The sequence below is a fragment of the Sporosarcina sp. E16_3 genome (assembly GCF_017347125.1).
Lineage (GTDB): Bacteria > Bacillota > Bacilli > Bacillales_A > Planococcaceae > Sporosarcina.
This window is the reverse complement of the sequence record NZ_JADPRX010000004.1, coordinates 35,441-51,608: the sequence shown is the minus strand read 5'-3', so window position 1 is coordinate 51,608 and position 16,168 is coordinate 35,441. Positions and strand designations below refer to the sequence as shown.

General features: G+C 41.9%; 16 protein-coding genes. 13 read left to right on the top strand and 3 right to left on the bottom strand.

All coding sequences use genetic code 11. From position 1 onward, the window contains the following. Nucleotides 1–630, top strand: coding sequence for an orotate phosphoribosyltransferase (gene pyrE, locus I2483_RS04910; RefSeq protein WP_218624861.1), 630 nt, complete (start codon nucleotides 1–3; stop codon nucleotides 628–630). 81 nt (nucleotides 631–711) lie between these two features. Here the strand turns inward: pyrE and I2483_RS04905 are convergent, their stop codons facing one another. Next, nucleotides 712–1,377, bottom strand: coding sequence for an MOSC domain-containing protein (locus I2483_RS04905; protein ID WP_207174165.1), 666 nt, complete (start codon nucleotides 1,375–1,377; stop codon nucleotides 712–714). A 380-nt stretch (nucleotides 1,378–1,757) separates the two neighbouring features. On the opposite strand from I2483_RS04905, the gene I2483_RS04900 reads away from it, so the two are divergent. After that, complete coding sequence (locus tag I2483_RS04900) at nucleotides 1,758–1,988, top strand: hypothetical protein (RefSeq protein WP_207174164.1); 231 nt, start codon at nucleotides 1,758–1,760, stop codon at nucleotides 1,986–1,988. A 176-nt stretch (nucleotides 1,989–2,164) separates the two neighbouring features. Here the strand turns inward: I2483_RS04900 and I2483_RS04895 are convergent, their stop codons facing one another. Beyond that, nucleotides 2,165–2,458, bottom strand: a complete 294-nt coding sequence (locus I2483_RS04895) for a hypothetical protein (RefSeq protein ID WP_207174163.1) — start codon at nucleotides 2,456–2,458, stop codon at nucleotides 2,165–2,167. A gap of 523 nt (nucleotides 2,459–2,981) precedes the next feature. On the opposite strand from I2483_RS04895, the gene I2483_RS04890 reads away from it, so the two are divergent. Further along, entirely contained in the window at nucleotides 2,982–3,362 is a 381-nt protein-coding gene (locus I2483_RS04890; RefSeq protein WP_207174162.1) for a helix-turn-helix domain-containing protein, read from the top strand. Continuing rightward, complete coding sequence (locus I2483_RS04885) at nucleotides 3,359–3,649, top strand: S24 family peptidase (RefSeq protein ID WP_207174161.1); 291 nt, start codon at nucleotides 3,359–3,361, stop codon at nucleotides 3,647–3,649. The genes I2483_RS04890 and I2483_RS04885 overlap by 4 nt, the downstream gene beginning before the upstream one ends. A 97-nt stretch (nucleotides 3,650–3,746) precedes the next feature. Here I2483_RS04885 and I2483_RS04880 read toward each other — a convergent pair whose 3' ends face one another. Beyond that, nucleotides 3,747–5,438, bottom strand: a complete 1,692-nt coding sequence (locus I2483_RS04880; protein ID WP_207174160.1) for an Rqc2 family fibronectin-binding protein — start codon at nucleotides 5,436–5,438, stop codon at nucleotides 3,747–3,749. A gap of 157 nt (nucleotides 5,439–5,595) precedes the next feature. Between I2483_RS04880 and gmk the strand changes: the two genes are divergently transcribed. The 9 genes from gmk (at nucleotide 5,596) to pknB (ending at nucleotide 16,158) form a co-directional block, all read left to right on the top strand. After that, nucleotides 5,596–6,213, top strand: a complete 618-nt coding sequence (gene gmk, locus I2483_RS04875) for a guanylate kinase (RefSeq protein WP_207149120.1) — start codon at nucleotides 5,596–5,598, stop codon at nucleotides 6,211–6,213. Nucleotides 6,214–6,216: 3 nt separating this feature from the next. Beyond that, nucleotides 6,217–6,441, top strand: a complete 225-nt coding sequence (gene rpoZ, locus I2483_RS04870; protein WP_207174159.1) for a DNA-directed RNA polymerase subunit omega — start codon at nucleotides 6,217–6,219, stop codon at nucleotides 6,439–6,441. 384 nt (nucleotides 6,442–6,825) lie between these two features. Further along, entirely contained in the window at nucleotides 6,826–8,043 is a 1,218-nt protein-coding gene (gene coaBC / locus I2483_RS04865; protein ID WP_207174158.1) for a bifunctional phosphopantothenoylcysteine decarboxylase/phosphopantothenate--cysteine ligase CoaBC, read from the top strand. Further along, entirely contained in the window at nucleotides 8,033–10,444 is a 2,412-nt protein-coding gene (gene priA / locus I2483_RS04860) for a primosomal protein N' (protein ID WP_207174157.1), read from the top strand. The genes coaBC and priA overlap by 11 nt, the downstream gene beginning before the upstream one ends. A gap of 110 nt (nucleotides 10,445–10,554) precedes the next feature. Further along, nucleotides 10,555–11,070 carry a peptide deformylase gene (def, locus tag I2483_RS04855; RefSeq protein WP_186671283.1) on the top strand — a complete coding sequence of 172 codons (516 nt, stop codon included), beginning with the start codon at nucleotides 10,555–10,557 and terminating at the stop codon, nucleotides 11,068–11,070. Beyond that, complete coding sequence (fmt, locus tag I2483_RS04850) at nucleotides 11,067–12,008, top strand: methionyl-tRNA formyltransferase (protein WP_207174156.1); 942 nt, start codon at nucleotides 11,067–11,069, stop codon at nucleotides 12,006–12,008. Before def ends, fmt begins: the two co-directional genes overlap by 4 nt. 2 nt (nucleotides 12,009–12,010) lie before the next feature. Continuing rightward, nucleotides 12,011–13,369, top strand: a complete 1,359-nt coding sequence (gene rsmB / locus I2483_RS04845) for a 16S rRNA (cytosine(967)-C(5))-methyltransferase RsmB (protein ID WP_207174243.1) — start codon at nucleotides 12,011–12,013, stop codon at nucleotides 13,367–13,369. A gap of 33 nt (nucleotides 13,370–13,402) precedes the next feature. Continuing rightward, nucleotides 13,403–14,161, top strand: coding sequence for a Stp1/IreP family PP2C-type Ser/Thr phosphatase (locus I2483_RS04840; protein ID WP_207174155.1), 759 nt, complete (start codon nucleotides 13,403–13,405; stop codon nucleotides 14,159–14,161). Next, complete coding sequence (pknB, locus tag I2483_RS04835) at nucleotides 14,158–16,158, top strand: Stk1 family PASTA domain-containing Ser/Thr kinase (RefSeq protein WP_207174154.1); 2,001 nt, start codon at nucleotides 14,158–14,160, stop codon at nucleotides 16,156–16,158. The genes I2483_RS04840 and pknB overlap by 4 nt, the downstream gene beginning before the upstream one ends. Nucleotides 16,159–16,168 lie beyond the last annotated feature (10 nt).

The window sequence follows — 16,168 nt, the reverse complement described above, 5'->3', positions numbered from 1 at the left end:
ATGGTGAGAAAAGAAGTTGCTGAAATTCTATTGAATGTTGGTGCAGTTGAATTAAGTCCTGAAGAGCCGTTTACATGGGCATCAGGTATTGAGTCTCCAATCTATTGCGATAACCGCTTGACGATGTCAGATCCGGTTGGACGGATAAAAATTGCGGAAGGCCTTGCAGAATTAATTCGTGAAAATTATCCTGAAACAACGGTCATTGCAGGGACAGCAACAGCGGGGATTCCACACGCGGCTTGGGTTGCGGACATTCTCGGATTACCAATGGTGTATATCCGTTCAAAAGCAAAAGGACATGGTCGCAGTCGTCAAATCGAAGGTAAAGTGGATGTCGCAGATAAAGCGGTAATTATCGAAGATTTGATCTCAACGGGCGGCAGTAGCTTGAATGCTGCGGAAGCACTGCGTTCTGAAGGTATTGAAGTGACTGGCATTGTTTCTATCTTTACATATGAACTGCAAAGCGCAGATGAAACATTCGCGTCGGCGGGATTAACTTACAAGAGCCTGACTGATTTCGGTGCACTTGCTGAAGTCGCACAAGAAAAAGGTGCCATCAATGAAGAGTCAATGACTAGTTTGCTTGAGTGGCATGGGAAATTGAAGGCTGGTTTGTTGAAATAAATTGAAAAGCTATTCCATGGTGAAATCCATGTGGAATAGCTTTTTTTTCTAGTAACTCAACTAAGATTATACAGAAAATTTTTAAACTGAATTTGTTAATGTCTCCAATCGCTTAGTTAACCGCTCTCGCCAATCAAGAGCCAATTCATGAACGTCTAATACTTTTTGGATACCTTCAATATCTTTTGGATGATGAAAATAAATCTGGTTGGCAAAAAGGACGGACACTTGTTTTGGATGAGATTCTACTAATGCAATTGTCGAATCTTTTCGTACAGTGCCTTCTTCTAAAACACGACATAAATATCCCGTGAAACCGGTTTCCACCATTCTATTGAGAAGGGGAGGCATATCGGTTCTCTTTGTAATCGTGCTACATGGAATTCTTCCTTGCGATATTTGAATGATAGCATCACCGAGACGAAAAATGTCACCAATATGAACGTCTTGCTCTAACATATTGGTGACTGTTATATTCTCCCCGAAAGCCGAACGTGGTAGGGGCTTGTTAAGTTCCTGTTCCCAAAGCGAATAATGCTCATGTGGATAGACACAAACAGCGCGGTCAAGCCCCCCATGATGCCGAAGGTCTGCTACACCATCTCCTCGAAAGCCATCCTTCGATAAAAAGACCGTCTCAATTGTTTCTTTGCATATGCCAGTATCCATTTCTTTATCAGTACCGTATTTCATTTTTTTCGGTAATCCGATTGATAAGTTTATTAATTCAGCACTAGTAATTGTCATTTGAGGTATACCCACTTTCTAAAAGAAGTGATAGCTAGTTATGTTGAGCCTACAACTACCTATATAAACTAAGCGAAGGCATCCCCTAGCGCCGCAGCGGATTCAATGAGATTCTATATTTCAACATAGCTAGTTTAATTGTCCATCTATTCTATAATCAAACCACAGCAAAAATCAGTTGTCAAAAGATTGTATGAAAACACCAGAATATACTACTTACATTTGAATTCTCTTATTGAATATCGCTTATCAAAAGTTGAAGAATAGGTATGAAAGGAAATGGACAGACTTGATTTTTAGAGTTAATGGAAAAACGTAACGAAAAATTGACTGGTCCATAGCAAGACTAGACTGCTTAGGCATATCAGGAGGTGTATCGAATGAAAGAATTCAAAGTAACCTATTTCTTTGATGAAGAGCATTATATAAGAAGGTTTATTTATATGGAGTCTCAAGAAAAAGCGGAAGAGCTAATCCAAAGTGAGCGAGACCGATACATTTCGTTTCGGGATAGCAGAGGAATTTACCACGAATTGAATACCCGCGATGCTCGGGTGATTCAACTGTCTGACTATAATAGAATCGATAAAAGTAAAAAAGCGTCAGAGTAAACTTTTGGGAGTTTGAGCATGATGCTATCCTCCAAAAAAAGTATTAAAAATAGAAAATGCTATTGCGCGATGGATAAGACCATCGTGGAATAGCATTTTTTACATACATTTATAACTAAGTTTCATCCGGATTAATTATAAGCATTTTTCTATATTATAGGCAAACCTTGATCAATTCAAGGCTTGCGTCTATGTATATGATTTGCGTTTACATCGCCCACAAGTTGAACAATATTGATTAAGGATTCAGTGCGTTGCTTGAATTCTTGGTTATCAATTTTCATCTCTTTATGTAGGGTTTCTAACGTATTATAAATAGATAGGACATTTTTCAGAATAACCATCTCTAATTTACCTTCATCTAATAACACCTGGAAATCCTTTAAACTTGTTTGAAACGATTTTGATTGTTTGTCCATAATTTTTGAAATAACTAACCCAACGTCATCTATAGAATCTAAATTGACCACCTTAACAAAACAACACCTCTCTGTAATATTTAACGAAGACTCCGTGTCTTGTATTCAAAGAAAATTATCATGGGTTAACTTTTTGACAACTTTCTTTGAATACAGGACATTAACATTTGTTGAAGTTATTAAGTGGTTTTACTGACGATTTATTCTTTCTGGATTACTTAAAGTTATATCTTTTTCGAAAAAAATACTTGGATGGCACTTGAAATATCTCTTCCACCTTAATATATGATTAAAAGAAATGTTGGAAGAATCTTTTCCCATTTATCATATATTGTTGTACTGATACCTAAGCTTTCAGCAAATTCACCCCGTATTTTAATCACAAAGAATGAAGTATTTGGTGTAGGTAAAATGGCACTATTTTTTCAGATGTCATATAAATTACTCCTATACATGTAATTATATATTACTAAAAGTGATATCGCAAGAAGGGTTTTATAGGAGTATTTTCACATGTTTTTTTATATCGAATAAAATCACCCCTAAAATTATGTACAATCAGTGTGTGAAGTAAATGGAGGTTCTATTCGTTTCCAATCTTATTCAAGAACAATTTTCCGATCGTTTGAAGCGATTGAGGGAAAGAAATAAAGTAACGATGGTGGAACTTGCTGAAGCAATTGGGATGAGCCAAGCAACGATTTCGGAATGGGAAAAGGGTCATAAATTTCCCAGGTCTGGGGCCTTACAGCAACTGGCAAATTATTTTGACGTTTCGATGGAATACTTCTTTAAAGAGAACTCTTTTCCTACAGCTGAGACGATAACCATTCCATACTTACCGTCTATTTCAGCGGCTTCATTTTTACTTACAGATGGCATTGAAGTGATGAGATTGAATTTATTAAACCGCCCGCCAGTTTCAAAGGAGAATACCCGAAGGACAAAAAAATGATTGCATACAAAGCAAGTGGAGAAAGTATGGATTTACTTTTTTCAGAAGGGGCTACTATCGTTGCGAGAAAAATCGGACGGGATGATTTAGTAGATGGTGACATTGCCGTTTACTGTTTTGATAATGAATATGCCGTCAGACGTTATAGAAGAATCGAATTGCAAAAAGTGAGCGTCTTAAGTCCGGAATCAACCGATAAAAGTTTTCGTGATTGTATAGTCCCGTTCAAGTCGGAGGGTGACTTCAAGATAATTGCTAAAGTGATTTGGTACGGTGTATCCATTTAGCGTAGACTCGTGGGTATATAGGAAGAGTGGAATAATAATAGGAAAGCATATACTTCTTGAAATGAAAAAAAGCTATTCCATATGGAATAGCTTTTTTTCATTTCTTAAGCTTCATAACAGTATCTTCATCTGGAGTGACTAAAATTGTCTTTTGTTCAAAATAGATAACAAATCCAGGTTTAGAGCCGTTCGGTTTTTTCACATGCCGTACTTCGGTGTAATCAACCGGCACGGCTGAAGACCCGCGCGCCTTACTGAAATAGGCGGAAAGGATTGCCGCTTCACGAATTGTTTCTTCGTCAGGATTCGCATCATGAATCAATACATGAGACCCGGGAATATCTTTTGTATGGAGCCAAATTTGGTCCCTAGTAGCAATTTTGAATGTCAAATAGTCGTTTTGCTTATTGTTCTTGCCGACTGAGATTTTCACACCTGTAGATGATACAAATGTTTCAGGAACTGGTTTTTTTGGTTTAGGTTTCCTTTTTGATTTGCGAGCCTTCAGAAAACCAAGTTCTGCCAACTCTTCACGTATTTCTGCGATGTCTATAGGGGATGCTTGTAGTACTTGTTGTTTAATCATTTCAAAGTAGGCGATATCTTCTGCCGTTTTTTCAAGCTGTTCAGCGATCATAATAAGTGCTGTTTTCGCTTTAGAATACCTTGAATAAAACCGCTGCGCGTTATCAATCGGTGATTTTCTAGGGTCTAGCGGAATCGTTACCGTTGTCCCTTCTTCATAATAATTGACGACAGTCGCTTCCGTTGAACCTTTTTCAATGGCATAACTATTGGCAGTAAGCAATTCTCCATAAAGTTGGAATGTATCTAGCTTTCCAGCGGCTTCTCTTTCTTTTACGAGTTTCTTCACTTTCAAATTCAGTTTAGCAACTTCATTGTCGAGCCAACGCTCTAAGTCCGCGGCTTGTGACTTCACACGTTCTCTTTCAGCACGAGCGAAGTAGACTTTATCCAACAAATCACCTAGCGTCTCGTATTCCGCAATCGTCTTATCTGCATGTGTTAGCGCCGTCGCTGAAAATACGGTTTTTGGCCCGATTTCAGAAATGTTTGGTGTGCTAGCCATTCCTTTGAATGAACCAAGGAGTGATGTGAAGACGATGAATTTATCCGCGGCCGAAGCATCTTTTAAGCGGTATACTAATTCTTCAGCATTAACTGGTGAAAAACCTGAAAATCGTTGGACGACGTCTCGGGCATTTTCTAGCTCAGGTAGCAACCCGTTAAATTGTTCCTCTGTCAGCGCAAAAGGATCCACTTTATCCTGCGGAGGGGCGGGGATGAAAGGTTGCCCCGGCAGTATTGTACGGTAACTATTCACCGATGGAGGTAAGTGTTTCATGCTATCAACGATGATATCGCGGTCGGGATCTACAAGCAGCAAGTTACTGTGTCTGCCCATAATTTCAACATACAACCGTCTGTTAATATCGTCCCCAATTTCATTTTTTGCCTTAACGTCTATCGTGATAATCCTATCTGTCCCGAATTGGCCGATAGAAGTAATCGACCCACCTTCTAAATGTTTACGTAAAACCATGCAAAACAAAGGTGGTTCAGAAGGATTTGTAATCGCTTCTTCTGTTAGTTGGATACGTGAATACGCCGAGTGAATTGAAATTAGTAGTTTTTGATTTTTACCGTCTGCACGGATAAGAAATACGACTTCTTGCGCGTTCGGCTGATGAATTTTAGAGATGCGTCCATTTTTTAAGACTTGCAGCTCCTGCACCATAGCCGTTGTGAATAAACCATCAAATGCCATTAGGATTCCTCTTTCAAATCGTTTTTCCCTATTTTAGCACTACAACAAGCATATATGGTATAATATGAACAGATTGTTTCGATCAATAACGATCGGAGCCGGCGTGATTGTGCCGAAGCTCCATTGTAAAATTAGATTAGATAAGAAGAGGGATTGCATGTACAAACAACGTGGGCTTCTAATTGTTCTGTCTGGACCTTCCGGTGTAGGCAAAGGGACGGTTCGAAAAGAGCTTTTTACACAACCGGATACGAATTATGAATACTCGATCTCGATGACGACGAGAAGTCCGCGCGAAGGTGAAGTGGATGGCTCCGATTATTTTTTCAAATCGAGAGCTGAATTCGAACGGTTGGTTGAAGAAGATAGGCTTCTTGAATATGCTGAGTACGTAGGCAATTATTACGGTACTCCGCTTGATTATGTTAATGCAACACTTGACGCTGGTAGAGACGTATTCCTCGAAATTGAGGTTGTCGGAGCGGCACAAGTGCGCGCCAAAGTTCCAGACGGATTATTCATTTTCCTTGCACCGCCAAGTTTGTCGGAACTTGAAGACAGACTTGTAGGAAGAGGTACCGAAGAAGCCGATGTCATTGCATCACGTATTTTGAAAGCGCGTGAAGAACTCGAAATGATGAATTTGTACGATTACGTCGTAGAAAACGACGAAGTGGCAAACGCATGCGATCGCATCAATGCCATTGTCACTGCCGAACATTGCCGCAGAGAACGTGTTGAAAAAATCTATCTAGGTATGCTGAAAGGGGAATAATCAATGTTAACTCCATCAATCGATTCTCTAAAAGAAAAAATTGACTCGAAATACACACTTGTGACACTCGCTTCAAAACGTGCACGTCAAATGCAAGAAGAAGGCACTAAGCTTCTTAATTCTTATGTCTCGAATAAGAATGTCGGCAAAGCGCTTGAAGAAGTAGCGGCAGGTGTACTATCTAAAAAGAAATCGGACGAATCAATCGTCTATGAAGACGAAGTTTAATAGGGCCAGCTGTTTTGGTACTTGAAAGACAGTGGGATTTGCGATTGGAAATGGTGTCTAGGCTTCAGTCGCCAGACGCGCGGAGGCTCACAGGAAGTGAGTTACGCAGCCTTTGCCGCAGGACGCGGCGCACTTAGGCTGCGTTCCCTGATAGTCAGCCCAGCCACGCGGCAAATGACGCCGCTTCGCCGGTCCGTCTTATGCCTGTCGCGGGCCTACAGGATGTAGGTCATGCAGCTGTTGCCACAGGACGTGGCGAACTTAGGCTGCGTTCATTTGTTAAACGGCTCCTTACGCTTTTCATATCATAAATAAATAAACGTGATACTCCCTTAGAAACGAGTTTTTCTTTGGGAGTTTGTCATTTTTAGAAGGGATGAGATCATGTTGTTGAATAAAAAAATCCTCCTTTGTGTAACTGGCGGAATCGCGGTCTATAAAGCTGTTGCACTTGTAAGTAAGTTATCGCAGGCAGGAGCGGACGTAAAGGTCATTATGACCGAATCAGCAAAGGAATTTGTCACACCACTGACATTCCAGGCGATGTCACGAAACGATGTTTTTTTCGATACGTTCGATGAAAAAAATTCACGTGTGATTGCCCATATTGATTTGGCAGATTGGGCTGATCTTGTCGTTGTTGCTCCGGCTACAGCGAATGTAATTGGTAAACTTGCGAATGGTATTGCTGACGATATGGTAACGACCACACTTTTAGCTACGCAGGCTGAGGTCTGGATTGCCCCTGCTATGAATGTCCATATGTATGAAAATAAAGCAGTTATCCGAAATATTACTACGTTGCACGAAGATGGCTATAAATTCATCGAGCCCTCTGAAGGCTACTTGGCATGCGGTTATGTAGGTAAAGGACGATTGGAAGAACCCGAAAAGATTGTAGAACTGATTACAGAACGGTTCACATCGTCCAAATACCTTCCGCTTTCTGGAAAGAAAGTTGTGATCACTGCAGGTCCGACACGTGAACGGATTGATCCGGTACGATATGTATCAAATTTTTCAAGCGGCAAGATGGGCTATGCGATGGCGGAAGCAGCAGCCAAGATTGGCGCTGACACCGTCCTAATTTCGGGACCTGTCGGATTGGACAAGCCTATGGGAGTAACTGTCATTGATATTGAAAGTGCGGCGGAGATGTTTGAAGCCGTCCGAACACAGTTTGATGATGCGGCAATCGTTATCAAAGCAGCTGCTGTAGCAGATTATAGACCGAGAGAGATTCATCCCCAAAAAATGAAGAAACAAGCAGGGGACTCTGTTATTGAACTTGAACGGACAACTGATATCTTGAAAACAATCGGTTCTTTGAAAACGAAGCAAATCCTTGTCGGTTTTGCTGCCGAAACTGAAAATGCAGTTGGCTATGGCATGGGCAAACTGGAAAGTAAAAACCTTGATTATATTATTATCAACGACGTGACTGATCCGGATGCAGGATTCGGGAAGGATACGAACGTTGTTACACTTCTATCGAAAAACGGTACACATAAGCCATTCCGAGCAATGCCGAAAAAAGAACTTGCTATTCTATTGCTGGAAACAATTATTAAAGAAGAAAGCGAACAACTAAATGATTGCTGAAGTCATTGTAGATGTAGCGGCTTATCCAATCGACAGGCCGTTTGATTACCTCGTTCCAAAAGCATTGGAATCTGTAATCGAACCTGGAACTAGAGTGAAAGTACCGTTTGGACCAAGGAAAGTACTTGGTTATGTAACAAGATTGAAGGTAGAAAGTGAGCTTGCACTTGGAAAAATAAAACCGATTGATGAACTTATAGATTTGGACCCTGTCATATCTAGTGAATTGCTTGAATTATCGCGTTGGCTCGCGGTTGAAACGTTATCGTATGAAATTGATGCACTTCAAGTGATGTTGCCTGCAGCGATGCGTGCAAAATATGAAAAGTTCATCATTGTCGAAGAACCAGAACGAATTGAAGACGCTGACTTTAAAGCTTTTCTTGCGGGTAGGAAACGGATTCAGTTGAAAGAAGTAGACTCAGCAGAATTGATGAAAACGTTAAAAAGGTATGCGACCCAAGGGATTGTCACAGTTGATACGGCTGTAGGGCAGAAAACTGCTGTGAAAAAAGTGCGCATGATTAAAATGGCAGACGAGGCAACACTTCAATCTTTAATAGACTCCATTCATTCCAATGCGAAAAAACAAGCAGAATTACTTCGCTGGATGTTGGAATATGCAGGGACAACAATCAGTGCAAAACGACTGATAGAACAATCGGGAATTCAACCGGCTGTGCTGAAAACTGTCATAGAAAGAGGCGCGGCTTTCGAAGAACTTGCTGAAGTGTACCGTGAACCTGATGCACCCCAATTGAAAGATACAGCAATACCCGAACAGTTGACTGACGAACAGCAAATCGCAGTTGATAATATAGCAGCGTCCGCAGATGGTCAACAAGCAGAAACGTTCCTTCTTCATGGTGTAACGGGTAGTGGAAAAACAGAAGTGTATTTACGTGCCATTAAACGCGTTTTGGATAAAGGCAAAGAAGCAATTGTCCTTGTTCCGGAGATATCATTGACACCGCAAATGACGTCACGCTTCAAGGAACGTTTCGGTCAGCTTGTGGCAGTTATGCATAGTGCTTTGTCTGCTGGTGAAAAGTATGATGAATGGCGGAAAATAAAACGGGGGGAAGTAAAGGTTGTCGTCGGAGCAAGATCGGCGGTATTCGCCCCGTTTGAAAATATCGGTATCATCATTCTCGATGAAGAGCATGAATCGACGTACAAGCAAGACGATACACCGCGCTATCATGCAAGAGACGTTGCGATTAAACGTGCGGAATATTACAATTGTCCCGTTATTCTAGGGAGTGCAACGCCATCACTTGAATCATATGCACGAGCGTCAAAGGGTGTATATACAATGCTTACACTGACGAAACGACCAAAAAATCAGGCCTTGCCAACGGTAACAGTAGTTGATATGCGAGAGGAATTGAAGACTGGTAATCGTTCGATGTTTTCATTGCCGCTTGCGGAAGCGATCCGTATCCGATTGGAAAAAAGAGAGCAAATCGTGCTGTTTCTGAACAAGCGAGGCTTTTCATCTTTTGTACTCTGCCGGGATTGCGGTACGGTCGTTGAATGCCCGAATTGTGATATTTCGCTGACCTATCACCGTGCGCACGAACAGTTGAAATGCCATTATTGCGGTCATGAAGAACGAGTGCCGCTCGTATGTCCTGAATGTAAGAGTGAACATATTCGGTTTTTTGGAACTGGGACTCAAAAAGCACAAGAAGAAATAGCGAAACTGTTTCCTACAGCACGTGTCCTGCGAATGGATGTTGATACAACAAGGCAAAAAGGTTCACACGAACGGCTTCTTAGGCAGTTCAGCGAAGGACAAGCCGATATCCTGCTTGGGACGCAAATGATTGCAAAAGGGCTAGATTTCCCAAATATTACACTTGTCGGTGTGCTTGCTGCTGATACAACACTCCATTTAGCTGATTTCCGTGCCGCTGAAAAAACCTTTCAATTGATGACGCAAGTAAGTGGACGAGCTGGACGCCACGAATTACCTGGAGAGGTTTTCATCCAGACCTATTCCCCCGAACATTACGCAATCGAATTAGCGAAAGTGCAGCATTATGAACCTTTTTATAACATGGAAATGGCAGCCAGAAGACAATATGGCTATCCACCATTCTATTTCGTCACGCTTGTTCAGTTTACGCACGAGGATTTATTGAAAGTAGCGGACTTTGCAGAAAAGGGAGCTCGCTACCTGAAACAGAACTTATCTGCGGGCACAGTCGTTATAGGACCAACTGCTTCCGCTATCAGTCGAGTGAACAATAGATATCGCTACCAATGTTTGATAAAATACAAAAAAGAGCCGAAGTTGACAGAAACGCTGCAACAGCTCATTAAGTACTACCGGACGGACTGGATTAAATCAGGACTGACAATGACCGTTGACGTAGAACCTGCATCTATATACTAAACAAAAGCAAAAGCGCCTTGAGTCTAGACGTGCATTTTTCATGTCAAAACACACCCGCAGTACAAGGTTAAATAACATCTTAGATAACAAGACAGAAAAGAGGAATAGATTTGGCAATACGTGAAATTGTGAAGCATCCGGCTCCGGTTCTTCAACAACAATGTAAAGAAGTAGTGAAATTTGATAAGAAGCTTTCAAAGCTGTTAGATGATATGTACGACACAATGGTGGCGGCGGATGGTATTGGCCTTGCTGCACCTCAAATTGGTGAAGCTATTCGTGTTGCAATCGTTGATATGGGCGAAGGACAGGATGTCATTGAAATGGTCAATCCTGTTGTAACAGCAACCGGAGGATCAGAAATAGAGGTAGAAGGCTGTCTCAGTTTCCCAGAATTATTTGGCGAGGTAGAAAGACCGTTTTTTGTTCGTATTGAAGCACAGGAGCGCAATGGCGCACTTTATGAATTAGAAGCCGAAGACTATGAAGCACGTGCGATTCTTCATGAAATCGATCATTTAAATGGCGTATTATTTGATTCGAAAATCATTCGTGTTGTCGATCCGTCTGAATTAGAAGAAGAAGAAGAGATAGTTGGGGAAAACGGTGGAGGTGAGCTGCAATGACGAAGATTGTTTTTATGGGAACGCCAGAGTTTTCGGTAGCTGTTCTAACAATGCTCTTTGATGAAGGACATACTATCGCGGCGGTCGTCACTCAGCCGGACAGGCCAGTCGGACGAAAGCGAGTCTTAACACCTCCACCAGTAAAAGTTGAAGCATTGCGACTTGGATTGCCGATTATTCAGCCTGAAAAACTGAGAGGTTCCACTGAGCTTGAAGAAATTATTGCGCTAAAACCAGATTTAATCGTGACTGCAGCATTTGGCCAGATTTTACCGAAGGAACTGTTGGAAGTTCCACGGCTCGGTTGCATAAATGTACACGCATCCTTATTACCAAAATATCGCGGCGGTGCGCCAATTCACCAGGCGATCATGGATGGTGAAACCGAAACGGGCGTCACAATCATGTATATGGTCGAAAAACTTGATGCAGGCGATATCATTTCACAAGTGACAGTGCCTATTTCTGATACGGATCACACAGGGAGTATGTTCAAGGCACTATCTGTGGCAGGGACAGCACTACTGAAAGAGACATTGTCATCTATTTTAAACGAAACAAATACGCAAATAGTTCAAGACGAATCACTCGTGACATTTGCACGTAACATCTCCCGTGAACAAGAACGGATTGACTGGTCGAAAGGCGGGAAAGCAATCTATGATAAAATCCGTGGACTTCATCCTTGGCCAGTTGCCTATACCGTATTTCAAGATGAAAACGTTAAGATTTGGTGGAGTGAGAAAATCCATACAACTGACAGTGCGTTACCGGGGACAATTATTGCCATCGAAAGTGATCGTATTATTGTCAAAGCAGGCGATGATATCGCTGTAGCAATAACGGATCTTCAACCAGCCGGAAAAAAACGGATGCTAGCGGATGAATTTATCCGCGGAACGGGATCTAAATGGAGTAAAGGGGATCACTTTGAATGACTATGAATACTAGACCGAAAAAGAAAATATGGAACGGCAACGTCCGAGACGCAGCCCTTTCAATATTGATGGAGATAAATGATCATCAAGCCTATAGTAATCTATTGCTGCACAGAACAATTGAAAAGTATGGAATCGAAACGAAAGACCGTGGCTTGTTAACGGAATTGACGTATGGTACGCTCCAACACCGCATGACGCTCGATTATTATCTTGAGCCGTTTGTCCGTGGTAAATTAGACGGCTGGGTTCGAGAGCTTCTTCGGTTATCGTTATATCAAATCGTTTATTTAACGAAAATTCCTCCGCATGCTGTTGTTCACGAAGCAGTTGAAATTGCAAAAAGACGCGGTCACAAACGGATAGCTCCAACTGTAAATGGTATTCTTCGTTCCGTATTGCGCAAAGGCGTCCGTTCACTTGATGAAATGCAAGATGGTACGTTGAAAACCTCTATCGAAACGAGTCATCCAGAATGGTTAATCAAGCGTTGGATTGAACAATTTGGTGAGGAAGACGCAGCTATTATGGCACATGAAAATAACCATCCAGCAGCGATGACGATCCGTGTCAATACAGCAAAAGCTACGACAGAAGAAGTCATTGCTTTACTCGAATCAGAAGGCGTTGAAGTAAGGAAAGGCGAGGTTGTACCGGAGTGTATCATTTCAGATAGTGGCAATCCTGCTAATACACAAGCCTATAAAAAGGGGCTTATCACGATTCAAGACGAAAGTTCAATGTTACCTGTCCTTGCCCTTGATTTATCACCAGGTATGAAAGTGCTTGATATGTGTGCAGCGCCGGGAGGGAAAACAACTCATATCGCTGAAAAAATGAACGATGAGGGGGAAGTTTTCGCGCATGATTTACATGAGCATAAACTGAAGCTTATTGAAGCAAATGCGACTCGCCTTGGTTTAACGTCAATTAAAGCATTAAGTGGGGACAGCAGGAAACTAACTGAGCTATACGAGCTGTCTTCGTTCGACCGTATTCTTGTCGACGCTCCTTGTAGTGGTCTTGGTGTTATCCGTAGAAAACCTGAAATTAAGTACAATAAAACGCAAGCTGATTTCGATGCGTTGACGTCTATTCAATCAGACCTGCTTGATACGGCCCGTGAATTGATTAAATCGGACGGGGTCATTGTTTACAGTACGTGTACAGTGGAGTATGCCGAAAATCAAGGAATGGTTGAACAGTTCTTACAGCGTCATACGGATATGGAGAAAATTCCTTTGCCACAACTTACAGGTAACGAGAAATTAGCGATTGAAGATAATACTCTTCAAGTACTTCCGCAACACTTTGGCAGCGACGGCTTTTTTGTTGCAGCTTTCCGAAAAAAAGGTAAGTGAGCAAAGAACTCGAAGCAAAAGGGGGGATAAACGTTGCGATTTAAAGTCTTGACGGATATCGGCAGAAAAAGAACAGTCAATGAAGATAGTGCAGCTGTATTTACACTCCCGAACGGCATAATGCTTGCTGTGATAGCGGATGGTATGGGTGGCCACCTCGGGGGGGATTACGCCAGTTCGACGGCGGTCAAAGTAATTGGCGAGCAATTCATGGAACTTGATAGTTCCAAGTTTGAAGCGGAAGGTAAATGGGCGCAGTGGCTGCAAGAAGCAGTCATTTACGTAAACGACTTACTTTACAAACATGCAAACGAAAATGAAGCGTATAAAGGAATGGGAACGACGCTTGAAGCTGCCCTCATTCGTGGACGTTCTTGTCTTATTTCGCATACTGGAGATAGCCGTGTATACGCAATTGATGGACAAGGTGTGCGCCAAGTAACGCGAGACCATTCCTACGTAAATGTCCTTCTTGACAGTGGGGAAATTACCGAGGAAGAGGCGGCGGTGCATCCACGACGCAACTGGATTATGAAAGCGGTAGGTTCGGAAAAAAAGCTTGTGCCGGATCTTTATTCACTTGAGCTGGAAGATGACATGTACATGCTCATTTGTACGGACGGTCTGAGCAATAAAGTCAATCAACAATCGATGAGTGACATTGTTCTATCTACCGCTACGCTACGTGATAAAACCGAAGAACTTGTGGATTTAGCGAACAAGATGGGCGGGGAAGACAATATCTCCGTTATATTAATCGACTCGAGTGAAGTGGAGGCGACTAATCCATGATTGGATCTAGAATAGGTGGACGTTATGAAATTGTGAGGAATATTGGTGACGGCGGCATGTCAAAAGTATATCTTGCGCATGACATCATCCTGGACCGCGATGTTGCAATTAAAGTCCTTAATTATGATTTTGTGAATGAAGAGGCACTGAAAAGAAGATTTAAACGTGAAGCACTTTCTGCAACGAGTCTAACACACCCGCACATCGTTGATATATTCGATGTGGGTGAGGAAGATGAACTGCATTACCTGGTGATGGAGTATATCGAAGGACAAACTTTGAAGAAGTTTATTCAAGATAACGGCGCCTTGACACCTAAGCAAGCATTGCCGATTATGCAGCAGATTGTTTCTGCAATTGCGAATGCTCATCATAATGGTATCGTCCATCGTGATGTTAAACCGCAGAATATTTTAATGGATTCGGATGGGAATGCGAAAATCACTGATTTCGGTATTGCGATGGCACTAAGTGCAACAGCGCATACAAAAACGAATTCAGTCATTGGTACGGTTCATTACTTGTCACCCGAACAAGCACGTGGCGGAATGGCAACGAAAAAGTCTGATATCTATTCATTAGGCATCGTACTTTACGAATTACTGTCAGGCGAATTGCCATTTACAGCAGATACTGCAGTTGCGATTGCATTAAAGCATCTACAAGAAGAAACACCCTTAGTGAGAATGTTATTCCCTTCGATTCCACAAAGTTTAGAAAATGTTATTTTGAAGGCGACTATGAAAGATGCCACCTATCGATATGATTCGGCAGACGAAATGTATGAAGATTTGCTAACTGTCCTGTCACCCGAACGGGCAAACGAGAAGAAGTTCGCGATTGTGTTCGATGATGATCGTACGCGCGCGATACCAATCGTTAGTGAAATACCAAAGTTTGATAGTATTGAAATGACTAAGAAAATCGAGCCAGTTAAGCTTGAACAATCTTCGCAGTCACCAAAAAAACGAAAGAAATGGCCCTATATTATTGGTGGAATTGCAGGCGTAGCAATCCTGCTACTATTATTGTCCCTTATCCCAGGCGTGCTTAGTCCTAAAAAGGCTGTTATTCCGAATGTGAGTGGAATGGAAGAAGCGGAAGCTAGGGATACGCTCGCAGAAAAAGGCTTCAATTCAGTTATTGGAGAGGAACAGCACTCCGATGAATTTAAAGAGGGGGAAGTCATTAAAACGATACCCGAGGCAGAGAAGAAACGCGCTGTTGACTCAAAGATTACTTTGTATATAAGTGCCGGTAAAGAACCAAGCACCCTTGCTGATTACACGGGCCGTAATGCTGAAATAACTATGGCTTCTTTAGATGATAAGGGCTTTAAGTCGATTAAATCCGTTCCCGATTTTTCTGATAAACCAGAGGGGACAATTATTGGACAAGATCCAGCTGCAGGGGAAGTAATCCTAAGCGAAACGGATTTACTGTTTACCGTAAGTAGAGGTCCAGACCTAAAAGAACTGAGCAATCTATCGGGTTTTGACGCTGAACAGCTGCAGGACTATAGAAATTCGTCTGGATTCGATATTAAGGTATCAAAAACTGAGCATTCTGCTACAGTATCTGAAGGGCATGTCATTAGGCAAAGTCCGCCTGGAAATACAAGGATTGCACAAGGTGCAAAAGTTGAAGTTGTCGTATCGAAAGGTCCGGAGAAAAAAGCCGATAATTTAATTGTTCGAACGGAGATAATTGAGTATATACCTGCTGTGGTCGAGCCTAGCCCTAACGAGGAAGAAGGTGTCGAAGGGGAAGGGAACAACTCTGATGGCGTCCAACAGCCTGTTCCACAAATAATTCGTATTTACATTCAGGACAAAAATAACAAGATGACAGATGTTTTTGAAGAATTTCCAATCTTGGAAACGACTGAAAAACAAATTTCACTTAACTTGGAAGAAGGACAAAACGGCGCATATACGATTACGCGCGATTCTAAAAATATCATTGCGGAAGTGGTCAATTACGACGATACCAAATAGAAGGGGTGAA